Genomic DNA, 23,967 nt, shown 5'->3' with positions numbered 1-23,967 from the left:
GTGCGGCCGGCAGTTGATCGAGGTTTGAGCCTTGGCGATGGTCTCGACGCTTTCAACGGACCGGCACGTACGGCCGGCCCGGCTCACGTCCAACGAGGGGCAACGAGGCATGAGGGGTGTCATCGATCGCGTGCGGGGGCTGTCCGTTCGCTCTGTCCTGGGCGGCATGGCCCGCATGTCCGTCGTGATTCTGGCGATGGGCTCAGGCTTCGCCGAGGCGGCGACGGCGGATCGCCGGGTCGCCCTGGTGATCGGCAACGGCGCCTACGAGAACGTGCCCGCGCTCGACAATCCGCTCACCGATTCCAAGGCGGTGGCCGCGGCCCTGAAGCGGATCGGCTTCGAGGTGGTCGAAGGCTACGATCTCAAGCTCGACGGCATGCGCAGCCTCGTCGGCCAGTATGCCTCGAAGCTCGACGGCGCCAAGGTGGCCTTCGTCTACTATGCCGGCCACGGCGTCGCGGTGGCGGGCGACAACTACCTCCTGCCCACCGACACCGTCCTGAAGAGCGAGGCGGACCTCGACTTCAAGACCATGAACGTCAACCTCGTCCTGCGGCAGATGCAGCGCGAGGACCGCGTCAACGTGGTCATCCTCGATGCCTGCCGCGACAATCCCTTCGCCAAGGAGCTCGCCCGCTCGCTGAAGACCCGCTCGGCCTCGGTCGCGTCGGGGCTCTCCGAGATCACGGTGAACTCGGCCGCCGGCACGATGATCGCCTTCGCCACCGATCCGGGAAAGACCGCCCTCGACGGCTCGGGCGGCCATAACAGCCCCTTCACCACGGCGCTGCTCAAGCACATGGAGACGCCCGGCGTCTCGATCAGCACGGTGATGGACCGGGTGCGCGAGGATGTCTGGCGCTCGACCAACGAGCGCCAGCGCCCGTGGGTGAATACCTCGATCATCGGCGAGTTCTACCTCAACCCCGCTCCCAGCGCGGCGGCCGCCGTGCAGGTCGCAGCCGCCGAGACGCCCGGCGTGCCCTCGGTCAATCCCGCCATGGCGGCGGCCGGCCCGCAGGCCCTTGAGATCAAGCTGTGGGAATCGGCGGAGAAATCCGGCGCCAAGGAGGACTACCAGGCCTATCTCGACGCGCATCCGAACGGCTATTTCGCGCAGATCGCCCGCAACCGCCTGGCGCGTCTCGGCGGGCCGGCCGGTGGCCGTTCCGTCCAGTCGGACGCCGAGCTGAAGGAGCCCGGCACGGCTCAGACCGAGGCCGGCCTCGCCCTGTCCGTGAAGGACCGGATCGAGGCGCAGAGCCGTCTGCGTGCCATCGGCTTCGACCCCGGCGGCACCTCGGGCACCTTCGGGCCGGGCACTCGGCGAGCACTGACCAACTGGCAGAAGACCAAGGGCCTGCCGGATTCCGGCTTCCTTACCAAGGCGCAGCAGGTCGCCCTGTGGGAGCAGAGCGAGACGGACTACCAGAAGGTGCTCGCTCGTCCGCAGGCCGAGCGTGCCGTGAGGGCGGCGGTGCCGCGTCCGCAACGCCCCGCCCCGGCACAGGCCCGGGCCATGCGCGAGCCCGCGCCCTATCCTCAGCAGGCGCCGCCGCAGCGCGGACCCTCGCTCGGCGAGATGGGCAACTTCCTCGGCGGTGTCGGCAACCTCGTCGGCAGCATGCGGCGCTGATCCGGCGAACGCGATCGTCCTTTCAAAGGCCGTGGCGTCCCTCGCGACGCCGCGGCCTTCGTGCGTTCAGGAGGCCTTGGCCACGACCTCGATGTCGCGGTCGAGGCCGCTCTCGACCTTGAACTCGCGGGTATAGACCTGCCCCTCGTGCCGGGCGATCAGCACGTAGTCGCCCTCCGCCAGTGTCACCGAGGGGAAGGCGCCGATCGCCTCGCGGATGGTGTCGCCGCCGGGCGTCAGCACGCTGAAGGCGGTGCCGGCGAAGGCTTCGGAGCCGGGGGCGGCGACGAGCTTCAGGGTCACGGTGGCGGCCCGGTGGTTGAGGGTAGCGTCCGTCACCTTGCCGTTCTCGACCTTGAGGTCGGCGCGCTGGATGGCGTTCGATTCCCCGTAGGTCGAGACCACGTGATAGGTGCCCTCGGGCAGTCGGATGACCTCGCCGGCCTTGACGCCGCTCCGGACCAGGCGGCCCTCCGAGTTGGTGCCGATGGGCACGAAGATCGAGAAGGCGAGCTGGTTGGGCGCGATTTTCTGGTTGCCGATCGAGCCCGACAGCTTGAGCGCTCCGGCGCTGATCTTGAGATCCTCCCGTACCGTCTGGCCCGACATGGTCACGCGCTTCGAGGCGCTGGCGAAGCCGTAGGTCACGGTGGCGACGTAGGAGCCCGGCGCGAGCTTGAAGCTCGGCGCCGCGTCGGTGGAGCGGGCGACGATGGCCGGCTTGCTGGCATCCGGCCGGTCTTCGTAGATCCGCCAGGCGAGCCCCGAGCGCAGGGCCTGGTTGCCGCCTGCGAGCGTTGCCGACACCGTCAGGTCGGCCTCGCTCTCGGCCGGGGCGGGCTGCGGCAGCATCGGGCTGGTGATGCCGGGCGAGGGCAGGGGGCCGCCCACCGGATTGTCGAAGGGACCCGGCGTCTGCGCGCGCGCTGCGCCCGCCGTCGCGGCGATCACCGCGACCACCTGCCAGAGCGCCACTCCACGCATGCTCGATTCGTCCCGTCGCACGGGCGACATCGCCCGCAATTGCCAATCCGGCGACCCTACGCCATGACGAGCGCTACGACCGGACGATGGCGGCGGCATGGCCGCCGCCGAGGGTGCGCAGGATCGCGCATCGCCGCCCTCGCGTCCATCGCCGCCTCCTGTCGCCGAACCAGCCTTCGGATGTCCATGAACGCCACTCTCGACATGCTCCGCATCCGCCGCTCGGTGCCGCCCATGCGGCTCGAAGGCCCCGGCCCGTCCCGCGAGGAGCTCGACGACCTGCTGGCCATCGCCGCGCGGGTGCCCGACCATGGCAAGCTCGCGCCCTGGCGCTTCCTCGTCATCGAAGGGGAGGCGCGTGCGAGGGTCGGCGAGATCATCGCCAGGACCCATGAAGCGGACTTTCCCGACGCCGATGCCGGCCGGCTCGACCTCGAGCGCAAGCGCCTCGCCCACGCGCCGGTGGTGGTCGCCGTGGTCTCACGTGCAGGGCCGCACGTAAAAATTCCGGAATGGGAGCAGGTGCTCTCGGCCGGCGCCGTCTGCACCAATCTCGTGATCGCGGCCAACGCCGCGGGCTATGCCACCTCCTGGCTCACCGAATGGTTCGCCTACGATCGTCGCGTCCTCGACGCGCTCGGCCTGGAGCCCTCGGAAAAGATCGCCGGATTCATTCATATCGGGCGCCCGCAGGAGGTGCCGAGCGATCGGCCGCGCCCCGTGCTCGCCGAGATTGTCACGCGGCTTTAGGGTCGAACCTCATGCATTACGCCGCCGACGAGCGCACCCTGCCGCACAACCCACTGAAGGCGATCGTCGCGCCGCGCCCGATCGGTTGGATCAGCAGCATGGACAAGGCGGGCCGGCTGAACCTCGCGCCCTACTCGTTCTTCAATGCTGTCGCCGACGACATGGTCATGTTCTCCTCGACCGGCCGCAAGGATGCACTGACCTTCGCGGAGGAGGGCGGCGAGTTCGTCTGCAGCCTCGCCACTTACGACCTGCGCGATGCGATGAACGCCACCTCGGCGCCGCTGGAGCGCGGCTTCAGCGAGTTCGACCATGCCGGGCTCGAGATGGCGCCATCCCGCAAGGTGCGTCCGCCGCGCGTGGCCTCGGCGCCCGCGGCGATCGAATGCAAGTGGCTGCAGACCGTGCCGTTGGTGCCGCTCGGCGGCGGTGCGCCCACCAACCACATGGTGATCGGGCAGGTGGTCTCGATCTATGTCGACGAGCGTTTCGTGCGCGACGGCCGCGTGGATACGGGCGCCATGCGGCCGATCCAGCGCGGCGGCTATTTCGACTACTTCACCGTAGAGTCGGAGCAGCGCTTCGAGTTGGTCAGGCCGAAGGGCGGCTAGGCGCGCCCGGCGCTCGCGTCGTCATCGTGCGATGTCGCTGATCGTGCTCGCCAAGGGTCCCAGAGCGCCCCAGAGCGCGACCGCGCTCATCAGAACCCGCGCGACCGTCTTCGAGCCAGCTGCCTTGCGGGCCATCGGACCCACCACGTCGAGCACGAGTTGAGCCGGGCCGAGCGCGACTTTGGCCGTGAGGCCGGGGTAGGGGCGGTGGATGCTGGCAATGGCCGAGGCGGACATGGGAGCCTCTTCAGTCGAGGGCAGGGGGATCGCTGCGATCACCGTGGATCGCTCGCGCCGAGGCAGACTGCGCCCTCACCTTCAATCTGTAAAACGCATAGTTCGTATCATTGCGATCTGATTTTCTGCTAGATCAGGTGGCCACCTCCTCGTCTCTGCAGCGACCCATGCGCCATCCCGATCTCGAACTCGACCTGCTTCGTGCCTTCGTCGCCGTTGCCGAGACAGGCAGCTTCACGGCTGCGGCCACCATCGTGCATCGCTCGCAATCGGCGGTGAGCCAGAAGGTGCTGCGACTGGAGGAGATCTTGGGACGGCGCGTCTTCGACCGCACCAGCCGCACGCTCGGCCTCACGGCGGATGGCGAGCGTCTCCTCGTCAGCGCCCGCCAGATGCTGGAACTGAACGACGGCATCATCCGCTCCTGGCACGAGCCGCCCGCCAGCGGCACGCTGCGGCTCGGCGTGTCGGACGACTTCATCCCGGGCGAGCTGCCGAAGCTTCTGGCGCGGTTCGGGCGGCTCTATCCGGGCGTCCACGTCGACCTGATGACCGGCCTGAGCCTCAGGCTCATGGAGGCCTACGACGCGGACCGGCTCGACGCGGTGATCGCCAAGCGCACCGCTGCTCAGGCCCGGGGCAGGGTGATCTGGCGCGAGCCGCTCGTCTGGCTGGCCTCGGCCGACTACCAGCTCGATTTCAGCCGGCCTGCCCGGCTGGTGATGATGGTGCCGCCCTGCAGCTACCGCGAGATGACGATCGCGGCCCTCGACTCGGTGCGCCGGGAATGGACGGCCGTCTGCACGGCGAGCAGCTTGATGGGCGTCCAGGCGGCGGTTGCCGGCGGCCTCGGCGTGACGCTGCTCGGCCGCTCCTTCGTGCAGGAGGGCATGCAGATCCTGCGCGCGCCGGAGCTGTGGCCGGCTCTGCCGCTCAGCGAGGTGATCGTGCTGGGCGAGGATCGCTCGCCGGATCTCGTCGCGCCGCTGATCGCCTTTCTCAGCGAGAGCCTCGCAGGACACGAGGCGCTGACTCCGGCGGCTTGAGGGAGGGTCCCAAACCCCCCTCGCGAACTGATCCAGCATTCGCATAAGACATATTATGGAACCTGCATCTGGGTTTTCCGGGGGTAGGGGCCTTGGAAGCGCTTCTCCCAGCCCTGTCGCCGTCCTGGCACAGGGCCGGGTCAAAGCGAGCGTGCGACAACGATCACGGGCGCAGTGTGGCGGCCGCTCGCGGTATGGTCACAGTGTTTCGCTACGTTTCCACCCGTCGGCATTCCGTCTCCAGCTTTCGTCCAGCGATGTCCAAGCGCTTCTCCTGCCTTGCCCTTGCCGTCCTCGCGATCGGCTCCGGTTCGCCTGCCCTGGCCCAGCCCGCTGCACCGGCCCGGCCGGCGATCAAGCTGGCGCGTCTGGCCTCGCTGCTCGGCCGTGACGGCGACGTCCGTATCGTCGCCTTCGGCTCGTCATCGACCCAAGGCATCGGCGCCTCGTCGCCGGCGGCCACCTACCCGGCCCTGCTGGAGACCGATCTCGAGCAGAGCCTGCAGATCGGCGCGTCGAGCCGGCGTTCGGTCACGGTGATCAATCGCGGCAAGGGCGGCGACGATGCCCGCGACATGGCCCAGCGCTTGGAGCGCGACGTGCTCGCCGAGCACCCGGACGTCGTCATCTGGCAGACCGGCAGCAACGATCCGCTCAAGGGCGTGCCGGTGGAGCGCTTCAAGGCGCTGACCCGCGACGGCATCCTGGCGATCCGCGCCACCGGCGCCGACGTGGTGCTGATGGACCAGCAATGGTGCCAGCGGCTCAGTGGCGTCGCCAATGCCGGGCAATACGGCGATGCGCTGCACGAGCTCTCGGCCGAGCTCGGCGTCCCGGTCATCCGGCGCCACGACATGATGCTGTCCTGGATCACGCGCGGGCTGATGACCCCGCAGCAGATGATCGGCCCGGACGGCCTGCACATGACCGATGCCGGCTACAGCCGGCTCGCTCGCTCGGCCGCGGCCCAGCTCCTGGCCGGCGCCGGATTGTCCCAGCCGTCCCTCGTGCGGAATTGACTGGGGCAGGGGTGGTGACGCCCCCTCCCCGCGCCCGGTTCGAGGCGCTGAGCGAGGAGACGCTCGGCCACTTCCTCGACGCCTTCTATGCCAAGGTCCGCCGCGACGACGTGATCGGGCCGGTCTTCGCCGCGCGGATCGCCGACGAGGACTGGCCGCGCCATCTCGCGACGATCCGCGATTTCTGGTCATCGGTGCTGCTCAAGACCGGGCGCTACAAGGGCAATCCGTTCGGCAAGCACGTGGCGATCGACGGGATCGGCATGGCGCATTTCGAGCGCTGGCTCGGGCTATTCGGCGAGACGGCATCGGAGACGTTCGCGCCGGAGATCGCCGCGGCTCTGGTGGAGCGCGCCCATCGCATCGGCGACAGCCTCAAGGCCGGGCTCTTTTTCCGGGCCGAGCTGCTTCAGCCTGCCAAGCCCTGAGCGGTCAGAGATCCACGCTGACGGCGAGCCCGTCATGGGCCGGCACCACGCCCGGCGGCAGCTTCTTGGCGAGCGTCTCGTAGTCGAGATCGGTGTGGAGGTTCGTCAGGATCGCCCGTTGCGGCGCGACCTCTTCGATCAGCGCGAGGGCGTTCGTGACCGAATAATGCGACGGGTGAGGGGTCTCGCGCAGCGCGTCGATGATGAGCAGGTCGAGGCCCTTGAGCCGCGCCTTAGCGGCTTCGGGCATCACGCTGACGTCGGGCGCGTAGGCGACCGGACCGAAGCGGAATCCGTGCGCCACCTCGTTGCCATGCTCCATGGCGAAAGGCAGGGCCTCGATGACACCCCCCTCCCCGGTCACGCTCACGCTATCCGCCTCGGTGAAGCCGTGCAGGTCGAGGATCGGCGGGTAGAGGCTCCCCCGCGGGGTCTCGAAGGCATATCCGAAGCGCGCGCGCAGCATTGACTGCGTGAAGGTGTCGGCATGGACCGGGATGCGCCGGCGCATGGTGAGAACCAGCGGCCGCAGGTCGTCGATGCCATGCATGTGGTCGGCATGGGCGTGCGTGTAAAGCACTGCGTCGAGCCGGTTCACGGCCGCCTCGAGGAGCTGCTCGCGCAGGTCGGGTGAGGTGTCGACGAGAAGGCTGGTGGTGCCGGTGCCGTCTTGCCGCTCGACCAGGATCGAGCAGCGGCGGCGGCGGTTTTTCGGCTCGTTCGGGTCGCAGGCGCCCCAGCCATAGCCGACCCGCGGCACGCCGCCGGACGAGCCACAGCCAAGGATGCGCAGGTTCAGGGACGCCATACGCCCTCCCCGCACCTCATGCCGCCCTGCTCTCCAAGGCGGCCGCCTTGTCGAACAACCGATAAAAGTTCTCGGTCGTCTGCGCGGCCAGCGCCTCGAAGGGCATGTCGAGCGTCTTGGCCAGCGAGCGCGCCGTGTCGGCGGTGTAGGCCGGCTCGCAGCGGCGGCCGCGATGCGGCTCGGGGGCGAGGAACGGCGCGTCGGTCTCCACCAGCATCCGGTCGAGCGGCACGGCGGCGGCGATCTCGCGCAGCTCGTGCGAGCGGCGGAAGGTGACGATGCCCGAGAACGAGACATAGAGGCCGAGCTCGACGCCGACCCGCGCCAGCCGCGCGCCGGACGAAAAGCAGTGCAGGATCGCCTTGAACGGGCCGCGCCCGACCTCGTCGACGAGCACCGCTTCCATATGTGCGTCGGCATCGCGCGAATGAATCACCAGCGGCAGGCCGGTGGCGCGTGCCGCCGCGATATGGGCACGGAACACGCGCTCCTGCACCGCCTGCGGCGCCGCATCCTCGTAGTGATAGTCGAGCCCGGCCTCGCCGATGCCGATGCAGCGCGGTGCCTCGGTCAATCCGATGATGGTCTCGGCGGGAACGTCGGGTTCCTCGGCGGCACCATGCGGATGGGTGCCCACCGTGTACCAGACTTGGGCATGCGTCTCCGCGATCGCCCGGTAGGCATCGGCCTTGGCGACGCGGGTCGAGATGGTGAGCATTCGCCCGACGCCGGCAGCCTCGGCACGCGCGATCACGCCCGGTATGTCCTCGGCGAAGTCAGGAAAGTCGAGATGGCAATGGCTGTCGACCAGCATGGAGCGGGATTCAGTTCCTTGCACCCGAAGCCTCAGGCGGCTTCGGGCTTCTCGAAGCGCGGGAAGATCGGGCTCGGCGCCGGCAGCGGCGTTCCGGCCTTCAGGCTGTGCGCCTCGCCGACATGGGCGAAGAGCCGTTCCAGGGTCGGCACCGCGAGCAGGTCGAGCAGCACGGCGCCGGCCGTCGGCACGAAGGGCTGGACGAGGATGCCGACGCGACGCAGAGTCTCGATCGTCACGTAGAGCACGGTGTTCATGCGCTCCGGATCAGACTTCTTCAGCTTCCACGGCTCTTCCGAAGCGAAGTAGCGGTTGGCGTCGGCCACCACCGTCCAGATCTCGGCCAGGATCTGATGCAGGGCGAGGTCCTTCATCAGGCCCCTCGCCTTCTCCGGCAGGGCCGCGGCGGCATTCAGCAGCGTCGTGTCGGCCTCGGTGAAGGCGCCCGGCTCTGGCACGGCGCCCTCGCAGTTCTTGGCGATCATCGACAGCGAGCGCTGGGCGAGGTTGCCGATGTCGTTGGCGAGATCCGCATTGATGCGGTTGATGATCGCCTCGTGGCTGTAATTGCCGTCGCCGCCGAAGGGCACCTCGCGCAGCACGAAGTAGCGCACCGGGTCCACGCCGTAGGTCGAGACGAGATCCATCGGGTCGACAACGTTGCCGAGCGACTTCGACATCTTCTCGCCCTTAGAAAGCAGGAAGCCGTGTCCGAAGACGCGCCGCGGCAGCGGCAGCCCGGCCGACATCAGGAAGGCGGGCCAGTACACTGCGTGGAAGCGCACGATGTCCTTGCCGATGACGTGCAGATCGGCTGGCCAGTACTTTTTTCGCGGGTCGGATAGGTCCGGGAAGCCCGTGACGGTCAGGTAGTTCGTCAGCGCGTCGACCCAGACATACATGACGTGGCCGGGCTTTTCCGGCACCGGCACGCCCCAGTCGAAGGTGGTGCGGCTGACCGACAGGTCCTTGAGGCCCGAGCGCACGAAGCTCGCGACCTCGTTCATGCGGGTGTCCGGCCCGAGGAAGTCCGGCTGCTCGGCATAGAGCTTCAGCAGCTTGTCCTCGTAGGCCGAGAGCCGGAAGAGGTAGTTCTCTTCCTCCATCCACTCGACTGGCGTATCGGTCTTGGCGCTGCGGCGGCTGCCGTCCGGCGTCAGGATCGTCTCGGCTTCGTCGTAATAGGCCTCGTCGCGCACCGAGTACCAGCCGGCGTATTTGGCGAGATAGATGTCCCCATTCGCTTCCATGCGCCGCCAAATGTCCTGGGCCGCGGCGTAGTGCTCCGGCTCCGTGGTGCGGATGAAGCGGTCGTAGGAGCAGTGCAGCGCGTCGGCCATCGCCTTGAAGCGCGCGGCCATGTCGTCGACGAAGGCACGCGGCGTGGTGCCGGCCTTGGTCGCGGTCTGCTGGATCTTGAGGCCGTGCTCGTCGGTGCCGGTGGTAAATTGCACGTCGAAGCCGTCGAGACGCTTGAAGCGCGCGATCGCGTCCGTGGCGATCACCTCGTAGGCATGGCCAATATGCGGCATCCCGTTCGGGTACGAGATCGCCGTGGTGATGCTGAAGGTGCGCTGTGCGGTGTCGCTGGCCATCAGGTCGAAGAGGCTTTCCGCAGGGGATCGGGTCTGGCCTTGTTGCGCGGGATCCGGCGCGACGCAACCGACGAACAGAGGTCCGGAAGATCAGAGGTGGCGTAACGCGCCGGCCACCTCGCCGAACAGCGACAGCACCAGAGGTCGGCGATCGAGATTATAGACCGCCGCCTCGCGGGACTTCTCGCCGATCCGTTCGGCGGCCTCGACAAGCGCCAAGAGCTGCGCGGCCCCCTCCCCCTTCCGGCGGTCGATTTCCGAGGAAAGGAAGCGCTGCAGCGTATCGAGGGCGGCCCCGAACAACTCGTCGGCATCCCGGCCGGAGACCGTGTCGGCGAGCTTGAGGACACGACGCCAGTCGGGATCGTGCGGGTTCGAGAGCAGCATGCGGACCTCGCGCACCACGCCTGCCGTTGCGGAATCGAGGAAGGAGACCGAGCGCGACACCGATCCCTCCCCGAGCGCAGCAGCGCGAGCGACGTCGTCTGCGGCGGGCTGGACGAAAGGCGGCGGAAAGCTGTCGATCACCGCCTCGACCTGCTCGTCCTCGAGCGGCCGCAGGGCGAGCTTGCGGCAGCGCGAGCGGATCGTCGGGAGGAGGCGCCCTGGCGCGTGGCTGACGATCAGGAAGAGCGCGCGCGGCGGCGGCTCCTCGATCATCTTGAGCAGGGCGTTGGCGCTGTTGGCGTTGAGGTCCTCGGCGCTGTCGACGATGCAGACGCGGTGGCCGCCCTCCCCGCCCGCGGTCTCGCCGAACAGGTCGAGAGCTTTGCGCGCGGCGTCGACGGAGATCTTCGTCGGCAGAGTCTTGGCGCCAGGGGCCTGGACGCGCCGCAGGGCCACCAGATTTGGATGCGAGAGTGCCGCGACCTGCCGGGCGGCGGGATGCTCTGGCGGCACGTCCAAGCTGTCGGGATGGGGCAATGTGCGCGGATCTGCGACAAGGCGGCGCGCGACCCGGTAGGCGAGCGTCGCCTTGCCGATGCCGCGTGGGCCACCGATCAGCCAGGCATGGTGCAGCCGGCCGGAGCACAGGGCCTCGGTGAAGGCGCTCTCCGCCGCCTCGTGCCCGACGAGCCTGTTCTGCTCTCGCGGCCGGGGAATGTCCGGAAGATCGCCCGCTTCCGCGGCCTCGCGCGGGAAATCAGGCGGCATTCTCTGTCGCGTCCTTTTCGCCCCCGGAGAGCAGGTCGGGCAGCCGCACGGCGACGGCGGAGCGGATTGCGGCCTCGACGGCATCCGGTGCGGCATCGGCATCGATGACGACGCAGCGATCCGGCTCGGCCGCGGCGATGGTACCGAAGGCCACGCGCAGGCGCTGGTGGAAGTCGAGCGTCTCCGCCTCGAACCGGTCGGCCCCCTCCCCGTCCCCCGCCCTCTGCCGGGCCCGCGCGAGCCCGGTTTCCGGTGGCAGGTCGAGAATGATCGTAAGCTGCGGCCGGGTTGGCCCGACGACCACGCGCTCCAATGCATGTAAGGCAGCTTCGTCAACACCGCCGGCTGCACCCTGATAGGCGCGGGTCGAATCCGAGAAGCGGTCGCAGAGCACCACGGCGCCACTAGCGAGCGCTGGCCGGATCAGATGGTCGAGATGGTCGATGCGGGCAGCCGAAAACATCAGGGCCTCGGCGAAGGCGCCGTAGGGTTTGGCGACACCGGCGAGCACCGCTTCGCGGATGGCCTCGGCCTTCGGCGTGCCGCCGGGCTCCCGTGTCGTCACCACCTCGCGGCCGGTCAGCGCGCGCAGATGCGCGGCGAGGCGGAGGATCTGCGTGGATTTCCCTGCCCCCTCGCCGCCCTCGAACGTGATGAAGACACCTTCCGGGGCATCTTCTGGCGTGTCGGTCGTCATGCCGAGGGGCCTAGCATGACCGGGATCGCGGGGCGACGGCCTGAGTTTTCAGGAGGCGCTTCCGGCTTCCTTGCCGCCGCCCCGGGCCTTGTCGAAGGCCTTGCGCACGAGGTCGCCGCCAACTTCGAGCGCGGCATCGAAGGCGCGCTGGGTCAGGGTGCCGGTGGCGACGGGATCAGCGGCGTAGAGCGGCTGATCGAGAGCGATCGTATCGCCTCGCATGACGCGCAATGTGCCGACTTGCTGGCCCTGCTCGATCGGCGCAACGAGCGGACCCTTATAGACCACGCGCGCGCTCATCCGTTCGGACGAGCCGCGCGGTTGGAGCAAGCGGACCGTCTTCTTTGCCACGACGGCGACCGAGCCCTTGTCGCCACCGTAGACGGGCACCTCGGCAACGGTCTCGTTGGCTTGGAAAATTTGCCGGTTGTCGAAAGCGCGCAGGCCCCATTCCATCAACTTGCGCGATTCCGACGCCCTGTCGCGAGCGGTTTTGAGGCCCGAGAGTACCATGATCAGGCGTTGGCCGTTCTGCACGGCCGAACCGGTGAGCGCATAGCCTGACTCCTCGAGGTAACCGGTCTTCAGACCGTCGGCGCCGATGTCGAGGGTGAGCAGCGGATTGCGGTTCTGCTGCTTGATCTTGTTCCAGGTGAACTCGCGCTCGGCGAAGATCTTGTAGAGGTCCGGGTAGGTTTCGATGATGTGCTGCGCGATTTTCGCCATGTCGCGCGCCGTCACCTTTTGATCGGGCGCGGAGTAGCCGGTGGCGTTGCGGAAGGTCGAGTGCGTCAGCCCGATCTCCTTGGCCCTCTGGTTCATCAGGCCGGCGAAGGCCTCTTCGGTGCCGGCCATGTTCTCCGCGATGGTGATGGCGGCGTCGTTGCCGGACTGGACGATCAGGCCGCGCAACAGATCGGACATTTTGATGCGGCTATTGACCTGAGCGAACATTGACGAGCCACCGCCGCCGGCCCCTCCCCGCTTCCAGGCGTCCTCGGTCACCGTGAACTCGGTATCCATGGTCAGCCGCCCTTCCTTGAGGGCGCTGAACACGATCTCGGTGGTCATCAACTTGGCCATGCTGGCCGGGGAAAAAGGCTCGTCGGCCGCCTTCTCGAACAGTACCGCGCCGGATTCGGCATCGACGAGGATCGCGTGGGGCGCGGATGTCTGGAAGGTCTGGGCGATCGCGGTCCCTGTCGCCAGGGAGAATACGGCGGCGAGAACAGTGGCCGCGCGAAGGATCGCTCTCGAAGCCCGCATCGTCGTTTCTCGCACGTCGCCTACCGAGGCAGGCCTCCCAAGAGCTTGACTATATCCTGAACTGAGGTGGCGATCGAATCCAACCTGTTGGAATGATGAAGCCTGCGGCGACGTGCCCGCCCTGATCGTCAGCGCTGGGCCGCCTGCATCGGCTTGCCGTCACCCTTTTCCGGTTGGATCTCGATCTTCTGGCCGTCCTTCAGATCCGGCGGCGGGCTCAGGAGGATGCGCTCGCTGCCGTTGAGCCCCTGGTCGAGCTCCAGGAAGGCGCCGAGGTCGCGGCGGATGCCGATGCTGCGCCAGGAGGCGGTCCCGTCGGGATTGGCGATGGCGACCTGGGTGCCCTTCTGATTGAACACCATGGCCTCGGCGGGGATGCGGATGGCCGGCGCCGTGCGTGGGATCTTTAGCGTCACGTAGACATAGAGGCCGGCCTGTAGCGTGAAATCCTTGTTCGGCACGTCGACCTGCGTGGTCAGCGTGCGCGAGGCCGAGAGCAGGGCCACCGAGCTACGCTCGACCACGCCGGCGAAACTACGGCCGGGCATCTGCGGTACCTTGATGGTCGCGTCGATGCCGGGCTGCACGCCGACCGAGGCGTTCTGCGGTACGTTCACCGAGATGCGCAGCAGGTCGTCGCGGGCCATGGCGAGCAGCGGCGTTCCGCTGCCGGCATCCGCCGTGACGAGGTCGCCGACATCGACGCTGCGGGTGGTGACCACGCCATCGAAGGGCGCCGTCACGATCTCGAAGCTCGTCAGCGCCTTGAGCCGGTCGACGGTGGCCTGTTGCGCCTTGATGTTGGCCTCGGCCACCTTCACGTCCGCCTCGGCCGAGGCGAGATTTGCGGTCTGGCTGAGCACTCCGGCCTGGGTGTTGTCGGCATTCTGCTTGGAGGCCCAACCCTGGCCGGCGAGCGTCGAGGTGCGCGAATTGGTGACCTGGGCGAGGTTCACGTTGGCCTTGGCCTGATCGACCTGCGCCTTGGCGCGCAGAAGCTGCGCCTGGAGCTGTCCGAGCTGGGCCTGGGCCTGGGCGAGTTGCTGGTCAAGATCAGGTGCGGCGATGCGCAGGAGCCGGTCGCCGGCCTTCACCCGCGAGCCAATATCCACGTTGCGCTCGGCGATGTAGCCGGTGGCGCGGGCGAAGATGCGGGCCGTGGCGAAGGCCTCGGTCTGGCCCGGCAGCGTCAGCTCGACGGGTTTCTCGACGCGCTCGGAATTCACGGCGCGCAGCCGCGGCACCTGCTGGATGACCTTGCGTTGCGACTCGGCGGCAGCCGCATCGCGCCGCCAATGGCCGTAGCCGCCCCAGCCCAGCAGGGCGATCGTCACGAGTGCGACGAGCACGAACAGCCCCTTGCCCGGCGGCGGGGGGATGTCCTTCTCGGAAGATAGCTGTTCGGGTTGGCTCACGGTGACCTTGTCTCGGCCCATTGGCGAACGGCCGCGCGCCGCAACGTGTTCCGGATCATAGGTAATCCTCGACCGGTTGGACGGCGCCGCGGCGCAGCAGAGTGTACAGAAACGGCACGAAGAGCAGCGTCGCCGGAGTTCCGATCGCGATGCCGCCCATCACGGCGCGGGCGAGGGCTGCGTTCTGCTCGCCACCCTCCCCCGATCCGATCGCCATCGGGATCAGGCCGAGGAACATGGCGCCCGCCGTCATCAGAACCGGCCGCAGCCGGGTGTCGCCGGCCTTGATCGCCGCCTCCATCGCCGAGCAGCCCGTGGCCTCGCGGTGCTCCTTGGCGAAGGTCACGAGCAGGATCGAGTTCGCCGACGCGATGCCCACAGACATGATCGCCCCGAACAGCGAGGGGATGGAGAAGGTGGTGCCCGTGATGAACAGGCTCGCGGTGATTCCGCAGAAGGCGAGCGGCAGGGCGGCGAGCACCACGAAGGGGTCGCCCCAGCTCTGATAGTTCACGGCCATCAGCAGGTAGACCGCGATCAGCGCGATGCCGAGGCCGACCTCCAGCCGGAAAAAGGCCGAGCGCATGTTCTCGATCTGGCCCCGAACGGTGATCTTGTCCGGAGCGGGCAGCGCCTTCTGCTCCTCCTGCACGATCCGGTCGATCTCACGCGCCACCGAGCCGAGGTCGCGGTCTTGCACGGCGGCGTAGACGTTGAAGGTCGGCTGCGTGTTGACGTGGTTGATCACCGTCTGGGTCGGGGTGCGCTTGATCGACGAGACGCTGGAGAGCAGCGTGAGCACGCCCGGCCCGTCGCGGCCGCCGCCCTGGACCAGGATCGGCGTGTTCTGCAGCTCGGTCAGGCTATCGTTGCGGTATTCCGGCGTCTGCACCCAGAGCTGGTAGGGGATGCCGGTCTTGGGGTCGGTCCAGAAGTTCGGGTTCACCTGGAAGGAGCCCGACAGCGACACGTTCAGGCTCTGGGCCACCTGCTGCTGTGAGAGCCCGAGCTCGGAGGCCTGGCGCCGGTCGACATCGACGTAGAATTGCGGCTCGTTGACGATCTGGTGGAGATGGACGTCGACGAGGCCCTTGGTCTCCTTGAGGCGCGCCAGCACCCTCTGCGCCACTTCCAGATCCTTCTCCGTGTTGCGGCCCGAGATCTGGACGTCGATCTGCGCCAGCACGCCGAAATTCAGGATCTGCGTGATCATGTCGGAGGGCTGCACGTAGACCGTGAGATCCGGGAAGCGGTCCCGCAGGGTCTCGCGTAGCGCCTTGGTATACTCCGCGACCGGTCCGTGCCCCTCCTTGAGGCTGATCAGCATCTGCCCGTCGTTGTAGGAGACGAAGGAGCCGTCGGAGAAGGCGAAGTTGTAGTTGTTCGACGGCAGACCGATGTTGTTGAGCACGAGCTCGACTTCGCTTGGCGGGATCACCTCGCGCACCGTCTTTTCGACCTGGCCGAAGACCTGGTCGGCGGTCTCGATGCGCATGCCGGTGCGGGTGCGCAGGTGCAGGGTGATCTGGCTCGATTCAACCTGCGGGAAGTAGTCCTGGCCCGCGAAGGTGAAGAGCACGCCCGTCACGGCGAAGATGAAGCCGACGACGCCGAGCGTCGCGACGCGCCGGGCGAGCACTACGTGCAGCAGCCTGACATAGCTTCGGTGAAACCGGGCGAAGCGGGCCTCGAAGCCGTGGCGGAAGGCGCCGGCGAGGCGGAAGACCGGCTTCATCGGCCATTCCAGGGCCCGGCGTAGCCGCCCGCTCTTCGGCTTCTCGTGATCCTCGCCGTGGTGCTGCGCGTATTCCCGCGCGACGAGCACGTCGATCAGCAGCGGCACGAGCGTGCGCGAGAGCAGGTAGGAGGTCAGCATCGCGAACACGACGGCGAGCGCCTGCGGCGTGAACAGGTATTTCGGGATGTCGACGAGCGCGAAGACCGAGACGAAGGCGGCGCAGATCGAAAGCGTCGAGATCAGCGCCGGCTTGGCGATGCCGGCGGCGCCGTGGACCACGCTCTCGCGGAACGGCTTGCCCTCCTCGAATAGGCGGTAGGTGTTCTCGATCGCCACCGTGCCGTCGTCGACCAGGATGCCGACGGCGAGGGCGAGGCCGCCGAGCGTCATCACGTTGATGGTCTGGCCGAGCGCGGCGAGCACGGCGAGCGAGGTCAGGATGCAGAGCGGGATCGAGATCAGCACGATCAGCGTCGAGCGCCACGAGCCGAGGAAGAGCAGGATCGTCACCCCCGTCAGGCAGGAGGCGATGAGCGCTTCCTCCAGCACGCCCTCGATCGCGTTCGAGACGAAGACCGACTGGTCGAACAGCGTCTTGATGCTCATGCCCTCGGGCGCGGCGGCGCGGATGTCCGGCATCGCCTTCTTGAGGTTGTTGACGACGTCGAGCGTGGAGGCGGTGCCGTTCTTGAGCACCTTCATCAGCACCGAAGGCGAGCCGTCGCTGCGCACCACGTTGACCTGCGGCGGGCCGCCGTCGCGCACATGCGCCACGTCGCGCACCAGCACCGGCTGGCCGGCCACCACCTTGATCGGGATCTCGTTGAGCTCGGCGATGGTGTCGGGCGTGGCGTTGAGCTGGACCGGGTATTGCTGCTCGCCGAACTTGGCGAGGCCGGAAGGGATGGTCAGGTTTCCCGCACCGATGGCGTTGGTGACCTCAAGCGGCGTGATGCCGAGCGCCTGCAGCGCGCGCAGGTCGAGATCGACCATCACCTGACGCGGGGCACCGCCGAAGGGCGAGGGCAGCGTCGTGCCCGGCACCGTCGTGAGGCGCTGGCGGATGCGGTACTGGCCGTAATCGAAGACCTTGGTGAGCGCGTCCTTGGTCGAGGTCAGCGCCAGCTGGATCACCGGCACCGAGGAGGCCGAGAAGCGCACGATCACCGGGGGCTGGACGCCCGGCGGCATCAGGGCGCGGATCGAATTCGTCGAGGAGACGACCTGGGCGATGGCCAGGTCGATGCTGACCGACGGATCGAAATAGATCTTCATCACCGCCGTGCCCTGGAGCGTGGTCGACTCCATGCGGGCGATGTTGTTGACGTTGTTGGAGATTCCGAACTCGGAATACGTCGTGATCCGCTTCTCCATCTCGGGAGCGGACAGGCCGGTATACGTCCACACCACGACGACGACAGGGATGTCGACGACGGGCAGCACGTCCTTCGGGGTGACGATGATGGCCCCGGCGCCGCCGAGCATCATCAGCACGGCGAGGACGTAGGTCGTGATGCGGAATTTCAGCGCGTACTGGACGAGCCCCATCCGCCCTGCCCTCGCCCTCTCAGCCTCGCCGCGAAGGCTGATCTAGGACGGCCGGAATGTTTCCGGCAAATGTCTCGATGGGTGCAACGCCGCGTACGCGCGCCGATGCCGCACTTATCGACAGCCTATCACGCGCCGGTCAGTAGACGCCGGCCACGTGGGAGCGGCTTCCGGCGGCAGCGGCCGCCGGTTTCTTGCCCGAAGCCGCCATCAGCCGCGCCATCGCGTTCTTCGAATCCGACGGCATCGCAGCGCGGCTGCCGGGGACGGTCTTCGCCAGAGTGCTGGTCTTGGGCGAAACGGCCTGGGCGATCTGGAGCCTGGATGCTGGCAGCGCCGATTGCGCGATGGTCGCCCGAGCGACCTTGGCCTGACCGAACCTGGCCTCCGCGAACCTGGCCTCCGCGAACTTGGCCTCGGCGAACTTGGCCTGACCGAATTTCGGCGGGGTGGCCCTGTCCGGCCCTCCCGCCGCGAGGGCGGCATGGGCGGCTCGGCTACCCGTCTCGCGGCCAGGCAGCGTGGCCGCGGGCTCGCGCATCGCACCGGCGAGACGCATCGGCGGCGGCGCGAGGCTGAGCGGAGCGCGTCCATGGCCGGCGCCCGGCGCGTCGGCGGATGCCAGGCGTCCCGCCGTCCCGGCATGGGCCGACGGGTTGAGGGCCGCCACTGCCATCGGCTTGAATGCAGCGCCGCGCGCCGAGGTCGGCTGCACGGCGGCGGGCACGGCGACGCTGGCGGCGCTCGCCAGAACGATCGGCGCGGCGCGCTGCGGGCGCGCGGCGGGGGCGGTCTCCGATGCGTCCTCGTCCGATCCGCGTGGTCTGTAGGCCAGGGCCGGCTGGGCGGGCCGGGCGAAGCGCTCGCGCGCCGCCTCGTCGTGATCGGAGCCCAGATCGGCCACCATGATCGGCGAGTTCGAGCCGGTTCCGGCCGGGCGGCCGTCGGTGCGCAGGCTGGCGAGCAACTTGCGGTCGTCGCTGCCGGCGACCGAAGCCTTGCCGATATACTCGACGCGGACGTGCTCGGTGCCCTTGCGATGGAAGTCGAGGGCGCGGGCCGCTTCCTCCGACAGATCCATCACGCGGCCGGCATGGTAGGGACCGCGGTCGTTGACGCGCACCACCATCGAGTAGCCGTTCGAGAGGTTGGTGACGCGGGCATAGCTCGGCAGCGGCAACGTCGGATGCGCCGCCGCGATCGAGTGCCGGTCGAAGATCTCGCCATTGGCGGTCATGCGGCCATGGAAGGCCGCGCCGTACCAGGAGGCGAGGCCCTCGCGGACATAGCCGCGGGCATCGTCGCGCGGCACGTAGGTCTTGCCGGCCACCACGTAGGGCTTGCCCGAGAAGCGGCGTCCGCCGCCCTTCGGTATCACGTCGCCCTCGTTGTAGAGGCGCTTGGAGGCCTTCACCCCGTATTTCGGGTCGATGTCGCTGCCCGAGCCGCCGCCCGCGAATTTCTGGGTGTTGCCGGCGCAATTGGCGGTGGTGAGCGCCACGGCGCAGACGCCGACCAGGCGCCAAAGCGGAAAGGCGCGCGTCGAAGCGCCCAGAGCCGGAACCGATCCGGCCGTCGTGATCCGCGCCATACGCAACTCGCCCGGCTCAATGGCGGCCGCCTGATGCCCTCCAGGAACGCGGAGGGCTCGGGGACGCTCGATACGCAACAGTTGACGATCGGGGACACGTGTCCCGTCACGACCGCGAGGATTGTCCGGACGACGTAAATGAACGCTGAACGATGGTGCGGATGCGAAGGGTTTCGCCTCCAACCTGTTGAGCGTGAGGATGAAGATCGCTCACTAAGCTCGCGTTCAGAAACGCGAAATCACACCTGGCCGATGGCGGTGGCGAAAAAGCGCGCAGCCGATCTCGCGCAGCGGACGAAAATCCGTGCGCAAGTCATTCCTGAAATTCAGGATAATCGATCTAGAAGGCTCAACGGCCTTCGGCCTCGTTGATCTGCTCGATGGAGCGGGCGCCACGCTGCTTGAACAGCAGGTCGAGCGCCTCGAGCATGAGCGCGTGCATCTTGGTGCGCTCGGTATGGGCCAGATCGCGCAGCTGATCGTAGACCGGCGGCTCCAGATAGACCGACATCTGGCGCGCGCGCTCCTTTAGCGTCGCGGCCGGCTTCGGCCTCGGCGCCGGGACGTCGAGCTGGACGATGTCCGCGCTCTTGCGGGCCGGCGGCGTCGCGGCGGCGACGATCGCGGCGAGGTCGAGTTTAGGCGGCCTTGACATGCTTGCCTGCCCCTGCCCCGCGGCCCTGCTGCATGCGGCGCTCGATCCAGGACCAGAGGCGGCGGATCTCGCCGGCAGCCTGACCCTTCGGATTGAACTCGGTGACGCCCTGGCCGACGCCGATGGCGTCCTGGTGGTCGGTGCGTGCGACGATGTTCACGTCCGGCAGGATGCCGAGCACGGCGAGGCCGTCTGCGGCGTCGCGGATGCGGTAAGAGCGCGGCGGCGTCTGGTTCAGGACGAAAGCGAACTTCTTCTCGAGCCGGTAGATCGCGGCGAGCGTCGGCTTGAAGGCGCGCAGATCGGCGGGCGTCGGGCGGCACGGGATGATGCAGAGATCGGCCGCGCGGATCGCCGACAGCGTGCCGGCGGAATCGACGCCGGGCGTGTCGATGAACACGTAGTCGTAGGCCGACTCGTGCAGCCGCTCCATCACGGCCTCGATCTGCGTGGCGTCGATCTGGGCGACCTCCGGACCGTCGGCGGTGCGATGGTCGAGCCAGTCCGAGACGGTGGCCTGGCGGTCCATCTCCAGGATGCAGACCGTTTTACCGGCTTCCTGCGCGGCGACGGCGAGCGAGATGCAGAGCGTGCTCTTGCCGCTGCCCCCCTTCTGCGTGACGAACGTGATGGCCTTCATCGGCGTGAAACCCCTGGAGCCTGTCGGCTGTCGCCCCGATCGTTCGAGGATCACGCCGGCCCGGCTGAGCGTCCTGTGATCCCAGGATGCCCTGATCCCGGATATCCCTGGCTCTTTGGTGTCACGATTATGGTTAATCGGTCGTTAAGAGCATCGGATCGTGGGATGACGAGATCACGGCGTCCTGTGATCCGGTCGCGTCCGGCGCTTCGCCGCCCGAGATCGCTCCTCAGGTATAAACCTCAGGTTATTTTTTGCCACGATGCCGCCGGCGATGCCGGTCGACTTCGGCAAAGGTGCCTTTACAGAGGATTACAGAGCGGCCTAAGGTTTCGTCATCGCAAACGATCTCTGAATGAGTTTACTTGAAGTTTATTTTCAGAGAGCGTCGTGACCGGTCCTCGCGCCTCGCCGGAGTCCGCCCGCATGCTGTCCGTCCTTCCCTCGCACGACGTGGATTTCGGGGCCGCCCTCGACGGTTCGGCCTGTCTCGGCGCCTGGACGCACGACGTTTCAGCGGACCGATTCGGCTCTGCTCCGCTCCTCGGCGACGCACTCGGCCTCGCTTCGGAAGAACTGGCCGGGATGACGCTGGCACGGTTGGTCTCGGCGATCCATGCCGAGGATGGCAGCCGGATCGCGGCCCTGTTCGCGGCATCCCTGGAGAGTGGCGGGCCGTTCGAGGCGGAGTTCCGCACGCGGGACGGAGGCCGCTGGCTTCGGCTGATGGGCCGGACCGATCTCGGCGGTGAGCGCCAAGCGGCGCGAGCCTGTGGCCTCGCCTTCGACCTCACGGAGGGGCGGCTCGGCCGTGGCGGCCCGGCGCGGCGGGCGCAATGGCAGGCCAATCAGCTCGCGGAGCACGTCATCGCGATGAAAGGCCTCGTCCCGCGGTTGGACAATCCGGGCCTGGCTCGGCTCGTCGACCGGCTGGCCGTGGAGATCGGCTTCGAGCTGGCTCGACGCCTCGTGCCGTCGGCTGCGAATGCGCGCCATCATTAATCCCTGGCCCGACCGGCCGGAACCGCGCCAGTCGCAGGCGACAGGATACGCGCTGCGGTCCTAAGGCTCTGCGGAGGCCTCGAGCGACGGGCGCGGCGCCGAGGCCGGGGTGATCAAGCCCCGCAAAGCTGCCGCCGCCTCGCGCTTGGGATGGGCCAAGGCTTCGGAATAGGCCGCCCTCAGGGCCGCGCATTCGGATGGCGGCGGGGCCGACATCGGCCGCAGGGCGTCGTCGGACAGTGTCAGCGCGTTGGGGATAGCGGGCGCGTCCTCGCGCGACAGCACCCGTATGATCAGGGTCCGGGCGGCCAGATCCACCGACCCGCCGCTGCCGTCCTTGGCGAGCACGTGCTGAGCGAGGACGAGGTTGCCGTCGGCTCCTATGGCGGCGCAGGTCCCCGCGCGCGCCTCTGTCATGGCCTTCAGGAGGTGACGACCGAAGGCGACCGTGCTGCGATCGTCGGCCTCGCGCATGGCTCGCAAAACGGCGCGGGCGGCGAGCCGCTTCATGCCCTCGAAGGCGTCGGATTCGGAGCGGCCGCTGCGGTAGCCTTCGAGGTACCAGGCGGCGATGCCGTCGATGATGCGCGGCGCCTTCGTCTCGAAGCCATTCAGGAGGTCGACGTTGCGCAACACCGCGGCGCGGGCATGGGCCGCGTCGTCACCGTCGTCGAGGGTGGAGTCGGGGAAATGCGCGGCGTCGACGATCCGCGTTGCGACATTGGCCTTGGTGAGCCTCTCCGCATCGGGAAACCACATGTCGGTCGAGGCCACCTTGAGGGCGTCGTCCGCGAAATCCGCCGAGACACCGGCCGCCAGGTAAGCGGCGCGCTCCGGCGCGGCATCCGCCTGGAAGGCCTGTCCGAACAGTCCCGGCTCGTAGGGCGCGTGAAAGCCGAGCCGCGAGGCTTTCAAGAGGTAGCGCTCGCTGCCGCGCACGAAGGCGAGGGTGCAGGCGGAAACGCAATAATCGGGAACGTAGGTGGCGAGGTGGTGCCGCGCGATGGCGGCGCCGATCGCTTCGCCCTCATCGACGAGGCCGCCCTCGCTGGTGAGGTGAATGCGCTCGACCTGAGGATTCTCCGAGAGAAGCCGTTCGAGCCGCTCGCCCGCCCCGTCCGTCAGCTCGCCATGAAGGCGCACGTCCCGCCCACCCGGACCCAGTACGATGCGGGTATCGGCAACCGGCAGGTCGGTTCCGAGGCGCGATTCGAGTTCAAGGGAGAGACGCGCATAGATGCCGAACAGGCCGGTCTCGCCAGGCTCCAACCCGTTGCGCAGATGAGCCTCGACCATGCTCGCCGCGCCGAGGCAGCCGAGCGCGAAACCCGCAAGTCCCAACCCGCATACGACGCGCCAGGCTCTCGCCATGACCTGCCCCCAGATGGCTCGATGGTCGCCCACGACCACGGCCAGTCTTCATTGCTTGATCGGCTAAGCAAGGGCCGGGCCGCGGCGTTTCCGAGGCCGAATGCATGTCGTGGATCGGCTGTGTCGGCTGGGATACGTTTTGTAAAACGAACAAATCGTTCGACATGAGGGCCGGGAGAAAAACGCTCCGCCAGTCGGCTCTTATGTCGCAGGCCGGCTGAGGCGATAGATATCCATGATCCAGCCGTGACGTGCCCTCGCCTCGCGCCGCGTGGTGCGAATCAGCTCCGCGACGTCGCCGAGCCGGCCCGCGATCAGCAGCTCGTCGGCGGTGCCGAGATAGGCGCCCCACTGGATCGTCAGGTCCGGGTCGAGCCCGGCGAGATCCACCTTGCCGTCGAGCATCACGACGGTCGCGCCGTCCGTGGAGAGGTCCTGCGCGAGGCGCCGGCCCGTGGTGATCGTCACCGGCTCGCCGATGCCGTTGAGCGGGATCTGGTGGCCGGCGGCGAGCGCCTGGACGCTGGTGATGCCGGGGATCACCTCGCACGCGAAGGCGAGCCGTCCGCGCGCGCGGATGCGTTCGATGATCCTGAGCGTGCTGTCGTAGAGCGATGGGTCGCCCCAGACGAGGAAGGCACCGCTCTCGCCCTCGCCGAGATGTGTCTCGATCAGCGCCTCGTAGAGCTCGGCCCGCGCGGCGTGCCAATCGTCGACCGCCACCCCGTAATCCGCCGGTGACCGATCGCGTTCGGGATCTGCCGCCTCCACGAAACGCGGCGGCTCGCCTTCGATGAAGCGCTCGCAGATCTCGCGGCGCACGCGCAGCAGCTCGGCCTTGGCGTCCCCCTTGTCGATCAGGAAGATCGCATCGGCCGCTTTGAGCGCGCGGACCGCCTGGAGGGTGACGTGCTCGGGGTTGCCGGTGCCGATCCCGATGACGAGTAGTTTTCGCAAG

The 23,967-nt window shown here is 68.1% G+C and carries 22 protein-coding genes; 7 read left to right on the top strand and 15 right to left on the bottom strand.

Translation table 11 applies throughout. The annotated features are described in order from the left end of the window. The first annotated feature begins 109 nt into the window (after positions 1 to 109). The gene (locus tag HCU64_RS13575) at positions 110 to 1,639 is read left to right on the top strand and encodes a caspase family protein (RefSeq protein WP_233384517.1); all 1,530 of its coding nucleotides are present in this window, start codon (positions 110 to 112) and stop codon (positions 1,637 to 1,639) included. Between the two features lie 66 nt (positions 1,640 to 1,705). On the opposite strand, the gene HCU64_RS13570 is transcribed toward HCU64_RS13575, so the two are convergent. Beyond that, the gene (locus HCU64_RS13570) at positions 1,706 to 2,623 is read right to left on the bottom strand and encodes a hypothetical protein (protein ID WP_233384516.1); all 918 of its coding nucleotides are present in this window, start codon (positions 2,621 to 2,623) and stop codon (positions 1,706 to 1,708) included. A 186-nt stretch (positions 2,624 to 2,809) separates the two neighbouring features. On the opposite strand from HCU64_RS13570, the gene HCU64_RS13565 reads away from it, so the two are divergent. After that, positions 2,810 to 3,373 carry a nitroreductase family protein gene (locus HCU64_RS13565; protein ID WP_233384514.1) on the top strand — a complete coding sequence of 188 codons (564 nt, stop codon included), beginning with the start codon at positions 2,810 to 2,812 and terminating at the stop codon, positions 3,371 to 3,373. 11 nt (positions 3,374 to 3,384) lie between these two features. Next, entirely contained in the window at positions 3,385 to 3,984 is a 600-nt protein-coding gene (locus tag HCU64_RS13560; RefSeq protein ID WP_233384513.1) for a flavin reductase family protein, read from the top strand. A 21-nt stretch (positions 3,985 to 4,005) separates the two neighbouring features. Here HCU64_RS13560 and HCU64_RS13555 read toward each other — a convergent pair whose 3' ends face one another. Beyond that, a complete protein-coding gene (locus tag HCU64_RS13555; RefSeq protein WP_233384511.1) occupies positions 4,006 to 4,221 on the bottom strand; it encodes a hypothetical protein in 216 nt (71 codons plus the stop codon). Positions 4,222 to 4,388: 167 nt separating this feature from the next. On the opposite strand from HCU64_RS13555, the gene HCU64_RS13550 reads away from it, so the two are divergent. The 3 genes from HCU64_RS13550 to HCU64_RS13540 all read left to right on the top strand — a co-directional run bounded on the left by HCU64_RS13550 (position 4,389) and on the right by HCU64_RS13540 (position 6,714). Continuing rightward, positions 4,389 to 5,267, top strand: coding sequence for a LysR substrate-binding domain-containing protein (locus tag HCU64_RS13550; protein WP_233384510.1), 879 nt, complete (start codon positions 4,389 to 4,391; stop codon positions 5,265 to 5,267). A 257-nt stretch (positions 5,268 to 5,524) separates the two neighbouring features. After that, entirely contained in the window at positions 5,525 to 6,286 is a 762-nt protein-coding gene (locus HCU64_RS13545; RefSeq protein ID WP_233384508.1) for an SGNH/GDSL hydrolase family protein, read from the top strand. 14 nt (positions 6,287 to 6,300) lie between these two features. Beyond that, entirely contained in the window at positions 6,301 to 6,714 is a 414-nt protein-coding gene (locus tag HCU64_RS13540; protein ID WP_233384507.1) for a group III truncated hemoglobin, read from the top strand. 4 nt (positions 6,715 to 6,718) lie between these two features. On the opposite strand, the gene HCU64_RS13535 is transcribed toward HCU64_RS13540, so the two are convergent. From HCU64_RS13535 to HCU64_RS13485, 11 genes are all read right to left on the bottom strand, one after another. After that, a complete protein-coding gene (locus HCU64_RS13535; protein ID WP_233384506.1) occupies positions 6,719 to 7,522 on the bottom strand; it encodes an MBL fold metallo-hydrolase in 804 nt (267 codons plus the stop codon). A gap of 16 nt (positions 7,523 to 7,538) precedes the next feature. Next, a complete protein-coding gene (locus HCU64_RS13530; protein WP_233384505.1) occupies positions 7,539 to 8,336 on the bottom strand; it encodes a TatD family hydrolase in 798 nt (265 codons plus the stop codon). A gap of 32 nt (positions 8,337 to 8,368) precedes the next feature. Beyond that, positions 8,369 to 9,931, bottom strand: a complete 1,563-nt coding sequence (gene metG / locus HCU64_RS13525) for a methionine--tRNA ligase (protein WP_233384504.1) — start codon at positions 9,929 to 9,931, stop codon at positions 8,369 to 8,371. A 90-nt stretch (positions 9,932 to 10,021) separates the two neighbouring features. Further along, entirely contained in the window at positions 10,022 to 11,086 is a 1,065-nt protein-coding gene (locus HCU64_RS13520) for a DNA polymerase III subunit delta' (RefSeq protein ID WP_233384503.1), read from the bottom strand. Then, positions 11,076 to 11,783, bottom strand: a complete 708-nt coding sequence (gene tmk / locus HCU64_RS13515) for a dTMP kinase (protein ID WP_233384502.1) — start codon at positions 11,781 to 11,783, stop codon at positions 11,076 to 11,078. The genes HCU64_RS13520 and tmk overlap by 11 nt, the downstream gene beginning before the upstream one ends. A gap of 48 nt (positions 11,784 to 11,831) precedes the next feature. Then, positions 11,832 to 13,049 (bottom strand): D-alanyl-D-alanine carboxypeptidase family protein, encoded by a 1,218-nt coding sequence (locus HCU64_RS13510; RefSeq protein WP_233384500.1) that lies wholly within the window; start codon positions 13,047 to 13,049, stop codon positions 11,832 to 11,834. 128 nt (positions 13,050 to 13,177) lie between these two features. Then, on the bottom strand, positions 13,178 to 14,485 hold the full coding sequence (locus HCU64_RS13505) for an efflux RND transporter periplasmic adaptor subunit (RefSeq protein WP_442785958.1): 1,308 nt from the start codon (positions 14,483 to 14,485) through the stop codon (positions 13,178 to 13,180). A gap of 34 nt (positions 14,486 to 14,519) precedes the next feature. Further along, positions 14,520 to 17,750 (bottom strand): efflux RND transporter permease subunit, encoded by a 3,231-nt coding sequence (locus tag HCU64_RS13500; protein ID WP_233384496.1) that lies wholly within the window; start codon positions 17,748 to 17,750, stop codon positions 14,520 to 14,522. 139 nt (positions 17,751 to 17,889) lie between these two features. Continuing rightward, on the bottom strand, positions 17,890 to 19,341 hold the full coding sequence (locus tag HCU64_RS13495) for a septal ring lytic transglycosylase RlpA family protein (protein ID WP_233384494.1): 1,452 nt from the start codon (positions 19,339 to 19,341) through the stop codon (positions 17,890 to 17,892). Positions 19,342 to 19,690: 349 nt separating this feature from the next. After that, positions 19,691 to 19,996 (bottom strand): ribbon-helix-helix domain-containing protein, encoded by a 306-nt coding sequence (locus HCU64_RS13490; protein ID WP_233384492.1) that lies wholly within the window; start codon positions 19,994 to 19,996, stop codon positions 19,691 to 19,693. Beyond that, positions 19,980 to 20,636 carry a ParA family protein gene (locus HCU64_RS13485; protein ID WP_147045791.1) on the bottom strand — a complete coding sequence of 219 codons (657 nt, stop codon included), beginning with the start codon at positions 20,634 to 20,636 and terminating at the stop codon, positions 19,980 to 19,982. Before HCU64_RS13485 ends, HCU64_RS13490 begins: the two co-directional genes overlap by 17 nt. Positions 20,637 to 21,062: 426 nt before the next feature. Here HCU64_RS13485 and HCU64_RS13480 point away from each other — a divergent pair, with 426 nt between their 5' ends. Then, positions 21,063 to 21,638 carry a PAS domain-containing protein gene (locus HCU64_RS13480; RefSeq protein WP_233384490.1) on the top strand — a complete coding sequence of 192 codons (576 nt, stop codon included), beginning with the start codon at positions 21,063 to 21,065 and terminating at the stop codon, positions 21,636 to 21,638. 60 nt (positions 21,639 to 21,698) lie between these two features. On the opposite strand, the gene HCU64_RS13475 is transcribed toward HCU64_RS13480, so the two are convergent. After that, positions 21,699 to 23,009 (bottom strand): hypothetical protein, encoded by a 1,311-nt coding sequence (locus HCU64_RS13475; RefSeq protein WP_233384488.1) that lies wholly within the window; start codon positions 23,007 to 23,009, stop codon positions 21,699 to 21,701. A 201-nt stretch (positions 23,010 to 23,210) separates the two neighbouring features. Then, a complete protein-coding gene (gene cobF, locus HCU64_RS13470) occupies positions 23,211 to 23,966 on the bottom strand; it encodes a precorrin-6A synthase (deacetylating) (protein WP_233384487.1) in 756 nt (251 codons plus the stop codon). Position 23,967 lies beyond the last annotated feature (1 nt).

This window comes from Methylobacterium sp. C25 (assembly GCF_021352225.1).
Lineage (GTDB): Bacteria > Pseudomonadota > Alphaproteobacteria > Rhizobiales > Beijerinckiaceae > Methylobacterium.
Note: the sequence above shows the minus strand (reverse complement) of the source record. Positions and strands in the feature narration are given on the sequence as shown.